The organism is Streptomyces monticola (assembly GCF_042665355.1).
GTDB classification, from domain to species: Bacteria; Actinomycetota; Actinomycetes; order Streptomycetales; family Streptomycetaceae; genus Streptomyces; species Streptomyces monticola.
The window spans coordinates 1,071,904-1,086,884 of record NZ_JBHTCF010000001.1; the positions used below are offsets into that span (position 1 = coordinate 1,071,904).

The 14,981-nt window shown below is 73.6% G+C and carries 12 protein-coding genes; 11 read left to right on the forward strand and 1 reads right to left on the reverse strand.

Features of this window, described 5'->3' with window-relative positions; all coding sequences use genetic code 11:
- Positions 1-8: 8 nt before the first annotated feature.
- The 11 genes from ACFQVC_RS04430 to ACFQVC_RS04480 all read left to right on the forward strand — a co-directional run bounded on the left by ACFQVC_RS04430 (position 9) and on the right by ACFQVC_RS04480 (position 14,296).
- On the forward strand, positions 9-569 hold the full coding sequence (locus tag ACFQVC_RS04430; RefSeq protein ID WP_381826585.1) for a flavodoxin family protein: 561 nt from the start codon (positions 9-11) through the stop codon (positions 567-569).
- 73 nt (positions 570-642) lie between these two features.
- A complete protein-coding gene (locus tag ACFQVC_RS04435) occupies positions 643-2,223 on the forward strand; it encodes an amino acid adenylation domain-containing protein (RefSeq protein WP_381826587.1) in 1,581 nt (526 codons plus the stop codon).
- Positions 2,220-2,567 carry a phosphopantetheine-binding protein gene (locus ACFQVC_RS04440; protein ID WP_381826588.1) on the forward strand — a complete coding sequence of 116 codons (348 nt, stop codon included), beginning with the start codon at positions 2,220-2,222 and terminating at the stop codon, positions 2,565-2,567. The genes ACFQVC_RS04435 and ACFQVC_RS04440 overlap by 4 nt, the downstream gene beginning before the upstream one ends.
- The gene (locus ACFQVC_RS04445) at positions 2,564-3,589 is read left to right on the forward strand and encodes a 3-oxoacyl-[acyl-carrier-protein] synthase III C-terminal domain-containing protein (protein WP_381826590.1); all 1,026 of its coding nucleotides are present in this window, start codon (positions 2,564-2,566) and stop codon (positions 3,587-3,589) included. The genes ACFQVC_RS04440 and ACFQVC_RS04445 overlap by 4 nt, the downstream gene beginning before the upstream one ends.
- Before the next feature lie 54 nt (positions 3,590-3,643).
- Positions 3,644-4,747 carry a phenazine antibiotic biosynthesis protein gene (locus tag ACFQVC_RS04450; protein WP_381826592.1) on the forward strand — a complete coding sequence of 368 codons (1,104 nt, stop codon included), beginning with the start codon at positions 3,644-3,646 and terminating at the stop codon, positions 4,745-4,747.
- Between the two features lie 46 nt (positions 4,748-4,793).
- Complete coding sequence (locus ACFQVC_RS04455) at positions 4,794-6,500, forward strand: methyltransferase (protein WP_381826594.1); 1,707 nt, start codon at positions 4,794-4,796, stop codon at positions 6,498-6,500.
- A complete protein-coding gene (locus tag ACFQVC_RS04460; RefSeq protein WP_381826596.1) occupies positions 6,497-7,912 on the forward strand; it encodes an aldehyde dehydrogenase family protein in 1,416 nt (471 codons plus the stop codon). The genes ACFQVC_RS04455 and ACFQVC_RS04460 overlap by 4 nt, the downstream gene beginning before the upstream one ends.
- Entirely contained in the window at positions 7,896-9,146 is a 1,251-nt protein-coding gene (locus ACFQVC_RS04465) for a 3-deoxy-7-phosphoheptulonate synthase (RefSeq protein WP_381826598.1), read from the forward strand. Before ACFQVC_RS04460 ends, ACFQVC_RS04465 begins: the two co-directional genes overlap by 17 nt.
- A 184-nt stretch (positions 9,147-9,330) precedes the next feature.
- Entirely contained in the window at positions 9,331-12,609 is a 3,279-nt protein-coding gene (locus ACFQVC_RS04470) for an AfsR/SARP family transcriptional regulator (protein ID WP_381826600.1), read from the forward strand.
- 188 nt (positions 12,610-12,797) lie between these two features.
- Positions 12,798-13,163: a PH domain-containing protein gene (locus ACFQVC_RS04475; RefSeq protein WP_381826602.1), complete on the forward strand. Its 366-nt coding sequence runs from the start codon at positions 12,798-12,800 to the stop codon at positions 13,161-13,163.
- Between the two features lie 107 nt (positions 13,164-13,270).
- Positions 13,271-14,296 (forward strand): methyltransferase, encoded by a 1,026-nt coding sequence (locus ACFQVC_RS04480; protein WP_381826604.1) that lies wholly within the window; start codon positions 13,271-13,273, stop codon positions 14,294-14,296.
- 15 nt (positions 14,297-14,311) lie between these two features.
- Here the strand turns inward: ACFQVC_RS04480 and ACFQVC_RS04485 are convergent, their stop codons facing one another.
- Positions 14,312-14,839, reverse strand: a complete 528-nt coding sequence (locus tag ACFQVC_RS04485) for a hypothetical protein (protein WP_381826605.1) — start codon at positions 14,837-14,839, stop codon at positions 14,312-14,314.
- Between the last annotated feature and the right edge of the window lie 142 nt (positions 14,840-14,981).

A 14,981-nucleotide genomic window follows, 5' to 3' on the forward strand; every position in this document is an offset into this window, starting at 1 on the left:
GTGCGCCCATGCCCCGCGAAGTGAGAATCTCCGTCATCTACTACTCGGCCACCGGGACGGTCGCCGACATCGCCCGCGAGATCGCCGAGACCGCGGAGAAGAACGGCGCCGAGACCCGGCTGCGGCGGGTCGAGGGGACCGTGCCCGCTCCGGACGTGCCGCTCGCCACCGCCGACGACCTGCTGTGGGCGGACGGCGTGCTGCTCGGCTCGCCCACCCGGTTCGGCAATGTCTCCGGACAGCTCAAGACCTTCCTCGACACCCTCGGCGACGCCTGGCGCGGCGGGCTGCTCGCCGACAAGGTGTACAGCGCGTTCACCTCCACCAGCAGCAGGCACGGCGGGCAGGAGTCCACGCTCCTCGCCCTCACCACGTCCTTCCACCACTTCGGCGGCATCGTCGTCGCGCCCGGCTACACGAGCCCGGAGAAGTTCGCCGACGGCAATCCGTACGGCACCGCCCACTGCACCGAGGGCCGCACCCGGCCGGTGGACGACACCACCCGCGCCGCCGCCCGCGTCCAGGCCGAACGCGTCGTGCGCTTCGCCCGCGCGACCCGCCTCGCCTGATGCCCGTACCGCCCCCTGACTCCGTTCTCATGACTCCGTTCTCAACTCCCGACCAACCGAGAGGTGTTCGTGCATGACCGCGCACGTCGCTCCTCCCCGCCAGGCGCTCGCGCCCACCCTCACCGCCGCCTTCGCCGACAGCGTGGCCGCCCACCCCGACGGCACCGCGCTCACCGACGGCGCCGACTCGGTCGGCTACCGGCGGCTCGACCACTGGAGCGGGGCGATCGCCGCGCTCCTGCGCGACCGCGGCATCGGCCCCGGTGACCGGGTCGCCCTGCGGATGCCGCCCGGAGCCGTGGCCATCGCCGCGATCCTCGGCGTCCTGCGCGCCGGCGCCGCCTACGTACCCCTCGACATCCGCAACCCACCGGCGCGCAACACATTCGTCCTGGAGGATGCCGCCACCGTCGCCCTCATCGGCGACCCGGACGGCTGCGCGCCCCCGGGTCTGCCCGTGATCGGCGCGGAGCAGCTGAACGCCCTGCGTGACGCGGCCCCGCCCACGGACCCGTACGCCCTGCCGAACCCAGGACCCGACGACCTCGCGTACGTCATCTACACCTCGGGCACCACAGGGCGACCCAAGGGCGTGCCCGTCCGCCACGGTGCGGTGACGGCCCTTCTCGCGGGCGCGGCACGGGAGTTCGACTTCCGGGCCGCCGACGCCTGGCTGCTCTTCCACTCCCTGGCGTTCGACGTGTCGGTGTGGGAGATCTGGGGTGCGTTCGCCACCGGCGGCCGTCTCGTCGTCCTGCCGCACTGGTCCGCCCGCTCCCCGGAAGCCACGCTGCGGGTGGTGCGGGAGGAGCGGATCGGTGTCCTCAGCCAGACGCCGACCGCGTTCGGCCCGCTCGCCGCGGCCGCCCTGCGGGCCGGTGCCGAGCTGCCGGATCTGCGCTACGTCGTCTTCGCGGGCGAGAAGCTCGTCCCCGACACCCTGCGCGCCTGGGCCGCGCGGCACGGCCTCGACCGGCCGGTCCTGGTCAACATGTACGGGATCACCGAGACGACCGTGCACTCCACCTACCACGAGGTCACCGCCGAGGATCTGGCCGGCACCGCGTCCGTGGTCGGCCGCCCGCTGGCCGGCTTCCACCACCGGGTGCTCACCCCTGAAGGCCGCGAAGCGGCCCCCGGCGAGCAGGGCGTCCTGTGGCTCGCGGGACCGCAGGTCAGCCGCGGCTACCTCAACCGGCCCGAGCTCAACGCGGAGCGTTTCCGCACCCTCACCGACCCCGAGGGCGGCCCGGCCCGGCGCTACTACCGCTCGGGCGATCTCGTCAGCCGCCGTCCCGACGGCACCCTCGTCTACCACGGGCGCGAGGACCGCCAGGTGAAGCTGCGCGGGCACCGCATCGAGCTGAGCGACATCGAGGCCGCGGTGCGCTCCCACGCGCGGGTCGGCGACGCGGTGGTGTGGGTACGCCGCTACGCCGCCGACGACGAGCGGCTCGTGTGCGCGTACGCCACCGAGGACGGCGGCGACATCGCGGCCCGTGAACTGCGCGACCATGTCAAGGGGTTGCTGCCCTCCTACATGCGGCCCGCCGTGCACCGCCGTCTGGAGCGGATGCCGCGCACCGTCAACGGCAAACTCGACCGGGACGCGGTGTCCCGGCTCTTCGAAGCGGAAAGGGAACCCCGCGCATGACCCCCTCCACGACCTCGACCGCCACCTCCACGTCCACCTCTCCCGCCGCCCCGGCCGTCACCGCCGCCGAACTGGAGCGGCTGACCGTCGCATGGGCCGCCGAGATCCTCGACGACCCGGAGGCCGCACCCGATGACAACTTCATCGACCTGGGCGGGCACTCGATCCTCGCCCTGCGCATGTGCCGCTACGCACAGGACCGGTTCGGCGCCGAGTACGACCTGATGGTCCTCTTCGAGTCCGACCTCGCCACGGCCGCCGCGGAGCTCGCCGTCCGTATCGGCCGGGACGGGAGCCGTGACGAGCCCGGTGACGCCAGCGGTGACGGGAGCGGGGAGCGATGAGCGCGGCCCCCGCCTTGGGTATCGCGTCCTTCGGGGTCGCGTTCGGCGAGGACCGCGATGTGGCGGCCACCGCGGGCGAGTACGTCGACCACCCCGAGCGCGTCGTCAACTGGGGCTTTCGCACCTATCACCGAGCCCCCGACGACCTCCACGCCACCGATCTGGCGCGGGCCGCCGCACAGCAGGCGCTCGACCGGCTCGGCCGCACCGCCGACTCCCTCGACCTGGTCGTCGTGGCCAGCTCCGACCTGCCCGAATACGCCTACCGCGACGGCGCCGCGGCCCTGGCCCGCGACCTGAAGATCGAGCGCACCCAGACGCTGCTGCTCAACGAGGGCTGCGCCGCCGGAGTGCACGGCCTGTACTACGTGGCGGCCACCATGGCGCTGCAACCGGAGATCGACACGGCCCTGTTCGTCGCCGTGAACCGGGTCAGCGAGTTCCACCGCAACCGCATGAACGTCGTCAACGCCGTGCTCAGCGACGCCGCCGTCGCCGTCGTCGTCCAGCGCGGCCACCGGGCCAACCAGTGGCTGGCCACCGAGCAGTTCACCGAGCCCGAACACTGCGACCTGCTGCGCGTCGACTTCGGCGGCACGGTGAGCCCGCTGCCGCCCGCGGGCTGGACCAGCCGTGACGCACCCGGCGGCCACGAGAACGTACGCCGTCAGTTCGGCGACGACCCGGCCGTCCTGCAGCGCTTCCTCAGCAACCGCTACACCCGGCTGCTCGAAGTGATCGACGGGGCCTGCCGCCGGGCCGGCCTCGGCCGTGACGACATCGACCACCTCATCTACCTCAACGACGGCGCCGCCAGCATCGCCGCCGTCGCCGAACCGCTCGGCCTGCCGCTGAGCCGGACCAACGCCGCCGTCGCCCCCGGACACGGCCACATGGGCGCCGCCGACCAACTGGTTGCCCTGGAACAGCAGTTGGCGAGCGGTGTGCTCCGGCAAGGAGATGTCGTCGCGCTCTGCGGGATCTCCACCGACCGCTGGAGCGCCACGCTCCTGCGCGTGTAGCGGCCCCCGCAGAACCACCCCGCTCCCGCCCTCGCCCCCGTCGGAGGCATCACCATGACCCTCGCCACCCCCGACCTCCTCGATCTGCCCGCCGACACCCGGCCGCCCGACCCCGACGCGTACCTACGGGCCGCCATGGACTGGCACTTCGGGCCCGACACCGGCTCCCGCTACTGGCTGGAGCGCGCCCGCACCCTCGACTTCGATCCGCGCACGGACATCCGCACCCATGCCGACCTGGCCCGCTTCCCCAACGTCGCCGCCGAGCTGCGCGACGTACCCGCCGAGGACCTGATCCCGCGCGGATACGGCGAACAGCCGGATGTCATCGGCATCTTCGAGAGCGGCGGCACCACCGGCGCACCCAAACGCGTCGTCCTCCTGCGCGACTGGATGGAGCGGATGCTGGCCGTCAGCAACGCCAACCTGGACGCGCACGGATTCCCGCGCGGCGCGAACTGGCTGGGCATCGTCCCCGGGGGCCCGCACATCGTCGGAGAGTTCTTCCGCCGCTCCGCCGCCACCCACGGCCGGCACGGCTTCACCGTCGACCTCGACCCGCGCTGGGTGAAGAAGCTGATCGCCCAGGGGCGCGGCCAGGACGCCGGAACCTACGCCGAACACGTCCTGGACCAGGCGGAGTTCGTGCTCCGTACGCAGGACATCGGGGTCCTCACCATCACTCCGGCCCTGCTCGAACGGCTCGCCCGGCGCGAGGACCTCGTCGAGCTGGTCAACCGCAAGGTGCGGGCCATCCGCTGGGGCGGCACCCAACTCGACCCGGACACCCGGCACTTGTACAGGACCGAGGTGTTCCCCGGCACGGTCCTGTGCGGCAACTACGGCAGCACCATGATCCTCGGCATGGCGGGGGAGCGGCCCGGGCTCGCGGACGACGACCCGTGCGTCTTCGACCCGCTCGGCCCGTACGTCACCTTCCAGGTCGTCGACCCCGGCAGCCGCCGGCCCGTCCCCTACGGAGAGCGCGGCCAGGTCCTCGTCCACCACGTCAGCAAGTCCTTCCTGCTCCCCAACAACCTGGAACGCGACCTGGCCACCCGGATCGAGGCCCCCGACGGCGTCCCCGGGGACGCCGTCGCCGATATCGCCCCGGTCGCGGCCTTCGAGGACGAGGCCGTCATCGAGGGCGTCTACTGACCGCCGCCCGCCATCCCACCCGCGCAGGACCCAGGAGCGAACCAGCATGAGCCACGACGAGATAGGCACGCTGCTCAGGCGGCACGAACAGGTCGCGCAGGCCGTAGTCATCCCCGCCCCCACCCCCCGCGAGCCCGCCCGGCGGATCGCCTACGTCGTCCCCGCCGCCCGGGCCGCGGGAGCCGCCAGCGCGACGGAGCGCGTCGACGACTGGCAGCAGATCTACGACCGCCTCTACGAAGACGCCCGGAGCGCAGGACCCGGCGGCCCCGCCGCTGCCGCCGGGGACGTGGAGGAGGGCGCCGCGCCCGGCGCGTGGGGCGACAACTTCGCCGGCTGGAACAGCAGTTACGACCGCCGCCCGATCGACCCGGACGAGATGCGGCAGTGGCGCGCCCACGCCGTGGAGCGCATCCGCGGGCTGCGGCCGCGCCGCCTCCTGGAGCTCGGCGTCGGCAGCGGGCTGCTGCTCTCCCGGCTCGCCGCGGACTGTGCGGAGTACTGGGCCACCGACCTGTCGCCGGTCGCCGTCGACGACCTCGCCCGGCATATCGCGGCAGAGCCCGGGCTCGCCGCCAAGGTCACCCTGCGCGCGCAGGCCGCCGACCGTGCCGACGGCCTTCCCGCCGGGCACTTCGACACCGTCGTCCTCAACTCGGTCGTACAGCTCTTCCCCGACGGCGCCTACCTCACCGCCGTCATCGACCGTGCCCTGAGCCTGCTCGCCCCCGGCGGCTCCTTCTTCCTCGGCGATCTGCGCGACCCGAGGAGCCTGCCGGAACTGCACACCGCCGTCGCCCTGGGGCGCCCCACCGCCAGGGATGCCGCGTATGTGCTGCGCACCGCCGAGCGCACCAGGGCCCGGGAGGAGGAACTCTTCGTCCACCCCGACTACTTCACGGCACTCGTGCGCGCCCGCGCCGATCTGGCGGGCGTGGACATCCGCCTCAAGAGCGGCGCGTACCACAACGAACTCTCCCGCCACCGCTACGACGTCGTGCTCCACAAGGCGGGCGGCACACCCCCGTCCGATGTCGCCGACTGCCCCCGCCTGGCCTGGGGCGAGGACGGCCTCACGGACACCGGCGCCCTGGCGGACCGGCTGGCCGGCACACCGCTGCCGGTGCGCGTCACCGGCATCCCCAACGCACGGGTCGCGGGCGAGTTCGCGGCCCGCCGCGCCCTCCTCGACGGCCAGGACCTCGACCAGGCACGGCAGTTGCTCGCCGACGGCGATCCGGCGGCCGTCGACCCGCACACGCTCGGCCTGTTCGCCGCGGGCGGCGGCCACCGGGTCGCGCTCGCGCCGAGCCCCGGGCGGCCCGACCACTTCGAGGCGGTGTTCCTGCCCGCCGCGGAGGGCACCGCGAACCTCGCGGACCCGGCGGACCCAGGCGGCGCCGCACCGGCCGGAGGCACCCCGCTGACCGGCACCTACCGCCCCCAGCACACCGGACCCGCCGACGGGCCGCACACCGAAGTCCCCGCCGTCGCCCACCGCGCCGCGGCACTCGCCGCCCGGCTGCACGGCTGGCTGCGCGAGCAGCTGCCCGACGACCGGCTGCCCAGCGCCGTCATCACCCTCGACGCGCTGCCCCTCGGCGCCGACGGCACCCCCGACACCGGCGCCCTGCACCGTATGTCGCGGCAGGCGCACCCCACGCAGACGGCGCACCCCACGGAAACGCCACACCTCACGGAAACGCCACACCTCACGGAAACGCCACACCCCACGGAAGCGGCCCGCCCATGATCCCTCTCGACGCCCTCGGGCCGAGCGGCCCCTACCGCGCCCGGCAGCGCACCCCCGTGCCCGACGTCACCGGCGCGCCACTGGCCGAACTCAGCCTCGTACCCCCGCTGTTCATCCACCGCACCGCCACCGCACTGCGCCGCGCCACGCCCCCGCCCACCGACGAACGCACCGTCCTGCTCGCCCGCGCCGCCCGGCTCTTCGCCGAAGGCGAGGCCGGCGGTCTGAGCGTCGCGGCGTACGAGGACGCGGCCAGCCGCGCGGGCGGCATCCCGATCTCGGTGGTCCGCCGGGCCACCGCCGCCACCGCGGAACGCCTGCGCCGCGCCCACGACAGCGTCCAGCACGCCCGCCCCACCGAAGCCGCCGCCGACTGGCGCGACCCGGGCACCCGTACCGGACGCGCCGTCTGGGCCCGGCGCGGAGAGGTGTTCGCCGTGCACGCCGCGGGCAACCACCCCGGCACCCACAGCATCTGGCCCGAGGCGCTCGCCCTCGGCTACCGCGTGGCCGTACGCCCCTCACGGCGCGAGCCGTTCACCCCGCACCGGCTCGTGGCCGCCCTGCGCGCCGCGGGCTTCGGCGACGACCAAGTGGCGCTCCTGCCCACCACCCACGAACACGCCGACGCGCTGCGCCAGGGCGCCGACCTGTCCCTGGTCTACGGCGGCGCGGACGTCGTCGAGCGGTACGCGCGCGACGCGGCCGTCCGCACCCAGGGCCCCGGCCGCTCCAAGATCCTGGTCACCGCCGACGTCGACTGGCGCGACCACCTGGACACCCTCGTCGACTCGGTCGCGGGACACGCGGGCACCGGCTGCGTCAACGCCACCGCCGTCTTCGTGGAGGGCGACCCGGCGCCCCTGGCCGCCGCGCTCGCCGAACGGCTCGCGGCGCTGCCGTCCCTGCCGCCCACCGACGACAAAGCCGTCCTTCCCGTGCAGCCACTCGCCGCCGCCCGGGCGATCGAGACGTATCTGCTGCGCACCGCGGCGGGCAGCCGCGCCCTGCTCGGCGGGGACGGCATCGCCGACGACCTCGGTGACGGCAGCGCCGCGCTGCGCCCCGCCGTCCACCAGCTCGACCGGCCCGACGCCCCGCAGGCCGGGACCGAACTGCCCTTCCCCTGCGTATGGGTGGCGCCCTGGACCCGCGAAGCCGGGACGGCGCCGCTGCGTGACAGCCTCGTCCTCGCCGCGCTCACGCACGACGAGGAGCTGACCGGCCGCCTCGTGGCCGAGCCGAGCATCGCGAACGTCTTCGCGGCCGCCGGCTGCCCCACGTATCTCAAGGAGCACGGACTCCCGCACGACGGCCACCTCGCCGAGTTCCTCATGCGCAGCAAGACCGTCATCCGTAACCAGCCCCCCGCGGGCCCGAGCCGAGGAGTGGACCGTGCAGACAACCCCTGAGGCGATCCGGCCCGTCGCACGGCCCGCCGTCCGTGCGACCGCCCCGCGCGCCGCGCAGCAGCCCGACTGGCCCGACCGCGCCCAGCTGCGCCGGGTCACCGAGCGGCTGCGCGGACTGCCGGGCCTTGTGCGGCCCGAGGACACCGCGCGCCTGCGCGACCGGCTCGCCGCCGCCGCGCACGGCCGGGCGCTTCTGCTGCAGGGCGGGCACTGCGCCGAGACCTTCGGCGCCGACGCGCTGGGCCAAGTGCCCGCCGTCGTCGCCACGGTGCGCAGAACCGCCGGCATCATCGCGCGCGGCGCGGCCCTGCCGGTCCTGCCCGTCGGCCGCATGGCGGGGCAGTACGCCAAGCCCCGCTCCCGGCCCACCGAGGTGCGCGACGGGTACGAACTGCCCTCCTACCGGGGTGACGCCGTCAACGGCACCGCGTTCACCGCGCAGGACCGCACCCCCGACCCCTGGCGGATGGCCACCGCCTACCACCACTCCGCACAGACCCTCAGGACCATCGCGGCCCAGGAGCCGGGCCAGGCCGGTGACGAGGAGCCCTTCCACGTCAGCCACGAGGCGCTGCTCCTCGACTACGAACGCGCGCTCGTCCGCGCCGATCCGGCCACCGGGCGGCGCTACGCGGCCTCCGGGCACATGCTGTGGATCGGCGAACGCACCCGCAGGCCCGACGGCGCCCACGTGGCGTTCGCCGCCGGGGTGGAGAACCCCGTCGGCGTCAAGATCGGCCCCGACGCCACCGCCGACGAACTGCTCGCCCTGGCCGGTGTCCTCGACCCCGACCGGCGCCCGGGACGCCTCGTCTTCATCACGCGCATGGGCGCCGACCGCATCCGGCACGTGCTGCCGGAGCTCGTGTCCAAGGTGCACGCCTCGGGCTCGCCGGCCCTGTGGGTGTGCGACCCGATGCACGGCAACACCCGTGTCACCGACGACGGGATCAAGACCCGCTGGGTGCGTGATATCGCCGCCGAGGTCCAGGCGTTCGTCGAGATCCACCGGGAGCTCGGCACCCACCCCGGAGGCCTGCACCTGGAGCTGACCGGAGCCGACGTCACCGAGTGCGTCGGCGGCTCGGAACCGGTACGGACCGCGGACCTGGACCGCAACTACACCACGGCCTGCGACCCGCGACTGAACCGTGGCCAGGCACTGGATCTCGCCTTTCTCGCAGCCCACTTGTGGGGTAAGGGCCCGGGGCCGGGGCCGAGGGCGGGTGCCTAGGGACACCTCCCGCGGATCGTGACCGCGCCCTCACGGGAGCGGTCCGGACCTGCCCAAGTTGCCATCAACGGTCCGGGACTTCGCCGTGCACACGGTCCGGCCACCACGGCGCGTTAGCATCGGCCGTGGGCTTGACTTCGAAGCTGTCACCGCTGGTTGGGGGCTGAGCCGGTTGGGAGCCGAGGTGCACGCGGGAACGCCGGACACGGCAGAGCAGGAACGGGGACCGGTTTTCGCCATCCTCGGTTCCCTCGAGATCCGTTACGACGGCGCACCGGTCGGCCTCACCGGCACCATCAGGAAACGCCTCCTGACCGTGCTGCTCCTGGAGGCCGGCCGGGTCGTGCCCGTCTCCCGTCTGGTGGCCGCCGCGTGGGCCGATGAGCCCCCCGAGACCGCCGCCCACCAGGTCCGCAAGACCATGGCCGAGCTGCGGCGCCGGATCCCGCGCGGCGCCGAGATCATCGTCACGGACGGCCCCGGCTACCGCGCGGTCGTCGGTCCGGGCCAGCTCGATCTGCTCCGCTACCGCGCCCTGGTACGGCGGGCACGGGCCGCGGAGGAGTCGGCCGACACCGAGGGCGCCGCCCGACTGCTGCGCCAAGCACTCGAGTTGTGGCGCGGTCCCGTGCTCGCGGGTGAGGGTGGGCCGGTCGTCGACGGAGTCTCCGTCACGCTGCAGGAAGAGCGCCTCGCTACCGCGGAGCGGCTCTACCGCCTCCTCGTGGACACCGGTGACGCACCCCACGTGCTCGGTGAACTGCGCTCTCTCGTGGCGGAGCACCCGCTGCGCGAGACGCTCTGCGGCCATCTGATGCTGGCCCTCTACCGCACCGGCCAACAGGCCGCCGCCCTGGCCGAGTTCCGCGCGATCCGCCGCCGTCTGGCCGACGAGCTCGGCATCGACCCCGGCGCCGAACTCACCGAACTGCACGCGCGCATCCTGCGCCAGGACCCGGCCCTGCAGCTGCCGACACCCGCGCCCGCGCCTGTGGCCGCGGTTGCACGTGCTGCTGCGGTGACAGGTGCTGCGGGTGCGGTGACGGGTGCGCCCGGGGCCGTGCCTGCGGCTGCCGCGTCCGTGGTGAGCGAGGGCACGGCCGCCACCGCCCCCGTACGCCCCGACGCCCCGCACCATCTCCCGTACGACGTGCCGGACTTCGCGGGCCGCGCCGCCGAACTGGACTGGGCCGCGCGCCACGCCGACGAGGCCGGCATGGAAGCCCCGGTCATCCTCGCCGTGGACGGCATGGGCGGCTGCGGCAAGACGGCGTTCGCCATCCGCGCCGCGCACCGGCTCGCCGGCCGCTACCCGGGCGGCTGCCTCTTCATCGACCTGCGCGGCTTCACCCCCGAACAGGAACCCCTCAGCCCCTTCGACGCCCAGGGCGATCTGCTGGCGGTCGCGGGCCTCGACGCCGAGGAGATCCCCGGCGCGGCCGCTCCCCGCAGCGCCCTGTGGCGCGGCTACACCCGCGGCCGCCCCATGCTGCTCGTCCTCGACAACGCGGCCACGTCCGAGCAGGTGCGCGCCCTCATCCCGGCCGCGCCCGGCAGCCTCGTACTCGTCACCAGCAGACCGCGGCTCACCGGCCTCGAAGGCGCCAACTGGCTGTCCCTGGACGCGCTCGCGCCCTCGGACGGCCGGGAGATCCTGCGCCACGCCCTGGGCGAGGAGCGGCTCGCGGCGGAGCCCGACGCGAGTGCCGAACTGCTCCGGCTGTGCGGCGGGCTGCCCCTGGCCCTGCGGATCGCGGCCGCCCGCCTCGCCAACCGCCCGCACTGGACGATCCGGCACTTCGTGGGCCGCCTGCACGACCACGACCGGCGCCTGGACGAACTCGCCAGCGAGGACAGGGGAGTCGCCAGCACGCTGATGCTGTCGTACCAGTCGATGACGGACGGCCACCGCACCGCTTTCCGGCTGCTCGGTCTGCACCCCGGCCGCACGCTCGACCTCGCCGAGGCCGCCGCACTCCTCGACACGGACGAGGCCGCCGCAGAGGACACCCTGGAGGCCCTGGTCGACGTGCGGCTCCTCGAATCCGGCGAGCCGGGCGGCTACACCTTCCACGATCTCGTACGCAGCTTCGTCGGCCGGGTCGCCCAGGCGGAGGACGGCCCCGAGTCGGCCCCGGCGGTCCGGCGCCTCCTCGACCACTATCTGCGCACCGCCGGCGCCGCCTGCGATCTGCTCTTCCCGGGGCGCGCCCGGTTCACGGCACCGTCCGATGACGGCGCCCCGTCCAGGTCCGCAGCCTCCGAGGCCGGGCCGTCCGCCACATCTTCCGAAGCCGGGCCGCTCGCCACGCCCCCCGAAGGCGCGCCGTTCGCCGACCGGCAGGCCGCGCTCGGCTGGCTCGACCGGCACCGGGAGAGCCTGCTCGCCTCCGTCGACCTGGCCCGCAGGTACGGGCTGCTGTGGCACGCCGCGTACCTGCCGCGCGAACTCGGCTTCCACTCCAGCATCCGCGGCCACGACATCGGTGTGAACCGGGCCCTGGAGACCGGTATCGCCGTCTCACGGCAGCTCGACGACGCGGCGCTGCTGCGCCTGAACCTGACCAACCTCGCCATGGGGAAGTGGCGCCTCGGCCGCCTCCAGGAGGCCGTCGCACACCTTGAGGAAGCCCTGCTCGTCGCCCGCTCCATGGGCGATCCGCGCGGCGAGGCCGAGTGCGTGGCGCGGCTCGGACAGGCGTACAGCAGCCTCGGTGAACTCGGCCGCGCCCTGCGCCTGAGCGAGGAGGCCAACCGGATGGCGCGCGAGCTCGGCTTCACCCGGCTCGACGCCTCGTCCCTGAGCACCCTCGGCCAGGTCCAGGTGCGGCTCGGCCGGTACGCCGACGCGGCCCGCTCGGCCGGGCGCGCCCTGGACGTCTTCGACACCCTCGGCGAGACCCAACTGGCCGTGGACGCCCTGGTGTACCAGTCCCAGGCGCTCCAGGGCCTCGGCCGCCACGAAGAGGCGCTCGCCCGGATCGAGGAGGCCGCGAGCCGCTGCCGTCCGCTGCGCTCCGCGGCCTCCGCGCTGCCGCTCGTCCTGGCCCGACGGGCGGATGTGCGGGTGCACATGGGGCACTTGGACGAGGCGCTGGACGGTGCGCGGCAGGCACTGGCCGCGACGTCCCACTGCACGGACGACATCCACCGGGCCGCGGTGTACGTGGCCGTGGCCTGTACGTTCACCGCGTGCGGCGAACACACCACGGCCCGCGGCCACTTCACCCACGGCCATGAGATCGCGCGCCGCATGGAACTGCGCTACGAAGAGGCCTACGCCCTGCGCGGCCTCGCCGAGGTGCACGCGCGGCTCGGCGACCGCGCGGCGGCCGAGCGCTGTCACACGGAAGCCGCCGCGCTCTTCGTACGCATGGGCATCCCGGACGAGGCCAGATGGCCCGTACGGCCAGGGCCCGGTTCAGCTGTTGCCGTTGTTCCGCATTCTGGGCACTCCTCGTGACGACGGTTCGCGGTGGTCAACCCGAGGGTGCCGCGCCCTGTTCCCGGCCCGGTCCCCGCCCGGCACCGCGCGCTTCCCGCGCGGGATACTGTTGAAAATCTTCGGATCTTCGAATCCGTGAATCTGCGCGGGTTCGACGCGTTCGAGGAGTCCGAGGGTTCTCAACTTCCGTACACAGGGGGCTTTTCATGGCGCTGTTCGGCAATGCGCACACCGTCGATCCGGGCAAGGCACAGCAGGAGTACGCCCGGCTGCTCGGGCAGGGGGAGCAGGTGTACGCGGCGTATGTGCTGATCCGCGACACCATGCTCTTCACCGACCGGCGCCTGGTGCTCATAGACAAGCAGGGGATCACCGGCAAGAAGGTGGAGTACCACTCCATCCCGTACAAGAGCATCACGCGCTTCGCGGTGGAGACGGCGGGCCACTTCGATCTCGACGCCGAACTCAAGATATGGGTGTCCAGCGAGTCGCAGCCGATCGAGAAGACCTTCACCAAGGGCGTGAACATCTACGAGGTGCAGGCGATCCTGACGCAGTTCGTCGCGCGGTAGCGGACACTCCCGTGCCCTCCGCGGGCGGGACAGTTAGGCTTACCTAACTAGCGCGGCGGGCCGCGTACGGCCCGTCGCGCACCGACCGTTACGGAAGGGGAGCAACTGTGGCGAGCGACGAGGACCGCGCCCAGGTCGTCCAGCTGGTGTTCGGGGGCATGGCCGCGCTCACGGTGCGCGCGGCGACCCGCCTGAAGGTCGTGGAGCTGCTCGGCGACAAGGAGCGCGCGGCCGCCGATGTGGCCGAGGAGGCCGGGACCCAACACCAGGCCATGACACGGCTGTTGCGCGCACTGACGGGCCTCGGTCTGCTGCAGGAGTGCGCCCCGGACACCTTCGCGGTGACCTCCGCCGGCGCGCTCCTCGACCCCGGCCGCCCGGACTCCCTCGTGTCCCTGGTCGACATGTTCACCGAGCCCGCGATGAGCCGGGCCTGGGAGCGCCTCGACGAGAGTGTGCGTACCGGTGAGGCGGCCTTCGACGCGATCTTCGGTAAGGACTTCTTCAGTCACCTCAGGGACGAACCGGAGCTGTCCGCGCGGTTCAACGCCGCGATGAGCCAGGGCACCGCGGCGACCGCGGCCGCCCTGCCGGAGGCCTTCGACTTCGGCCGCTTCACGACGGTCACCGACGTCGGCGGTGGCGACGGCACCCTCCTCGCCGCCGTGCTGCGTGCGTACCCGTCCCTCAACGGCGTGGTGTACGACACCGATGAGGGCCTCGCCCAGGCGCCGGTGACGCTGCGACGTGACGGGCTCGAGGAGCGCTGCTCCCTGGTGGCAGGGGACTTCTTCGACGCGGTGCCCGAGGGCGGCGACCTCTACCTGCTCAAGAGCATCCTGCACGACTGGTCGGACGACCGGGCGCGCACGATCCTCGGCCACATCCGTGAGGCGCTGCCGCCCGAGGGCCGGGTGCTGATCCTGGAGGCCGTACTGCCCGAGGTCGTGGACCCCGCGCGGCCAGGCCTCACGTATCTGACCGACCTCAACATGCTGGTGAACCTGGGTGGCAGGGAGCGCACCCGCGCCGACTTCGAGTTCCTGTGCCACAGCGCGGGCCTCACGATCGTGGACGTGAGCCCGCTGCCGGCGCCCAATCCGTTCTGCCTGATCGAGGCCCGGCGGGCCTGAGCGCCGGGGCCGGGGTCACCTGTGGTGCAGCGTCATGATTGCCTCGCCGCCGGGGCGGGCGATCACGCCGCCGCGCTCGGGGTGGCCGGCGAACCACGCGGCCTGCCCGAAGTCTTCCGGCCACCGGGTACGGGACCGCCAGGTGCGGGCGACGAGCACGGCGGGGGCGCCCTCGTCGCCGTCGAGCGCGACCCGCACGGCGACTCCCGTGCGCGTCTGCACGTCCGGCGTGCGGACAGCGGTGCAGTGCCGCCAGGGTGCGGACATCAGGGCGGTCCTGACGGTACGCAGCCATATCACCCGCCGTGCCGGTCCCCTCAGCAGGATGGCGCCGGGTATCAGCAGGAACGACGCGAGCCCCTCGGTGAGTTGGGACGCCGTCTCCACCTGCGTCGCGACGATCAGCAGCGCCAGCCATACGGCCACCCTGAGCAGCAGGTCGGTCAGCGCCCACCGCCACACGCGCTGCCACGTGCGCAGCGTGGCGGTGTCGTCGAAGGCGCACTTGGACAGCGGAACCGGCACCCAGAGGTCGGACTTCACGTATCGCTCCTGGCCGGAGGGTTGAACGGGCCGCGGCAGCGTACCTGTTGAGCCACGAGGGCCACGGGCCGGGGATATTTGGTCCGGTTCGTCGTGCCTCGAAGGGGCGCGGGGCTGTGTCGAGATGCGGCTCCGCCGCGCT

Coding starts and splice junctions, on each gene's coding strand:
- ACFQVC_RS04435 (WP_381826587.1), top strand. CDS start 643: ATGACCGCGCACGTCGCTCCTCCCCGCCAGGCGCTCGCGCCCACCCTC.
- ACFQVC_RS04445 (WP_381826590.1), top strand. CDS start 2,564: ATGAGCGCGGCCCCCGCCTTGGGTATCGCGTCCTTCGGGGTCGCGTTC.
- ACFQVC_RS04460 (WP_381826596.1), top strand. CDS start 6,497: ATGATCCCTCTCGACGCCCTCGGGCCGAGCGGCCCCTACCGCGCCCGG.
- ACFQVC_RS04455 (WP_381826594.1), top strand. CDS start 4,794: ATGAGCCACGACGAGATAGGCACGCTGCTCAGGCGGCACGAACAGGTC.
- ACFQVC_RS04450 (WP_381826592.1), top strand. CDS start 3,644: ATGACCCTCGCCACCCCCGACCTCCTCGATCTGCCCGCCGACACCCGG.
- ACFQVC_RS04430 (WP_381826585.1), top strand. CDS start 9: ATGCCCCGCGAAGTGAGAATCTCCGTCATCTACTACTCGGCCACCGGG.
- ACFQVC_RS04440 (WP_381826588.1), top strand. CDS start 2,220: ATGACCCCCTCCACGACCTCGACCGCCACCTCCACGTCCACCTCTCCC.
- ACFQVC_RS04475 (WP_381826602.1), top strand. CDS start 12,798: ATGGCGCTGTTCGGCAATGCGCACACCGTCGATCCGGGCAAGGCACAG.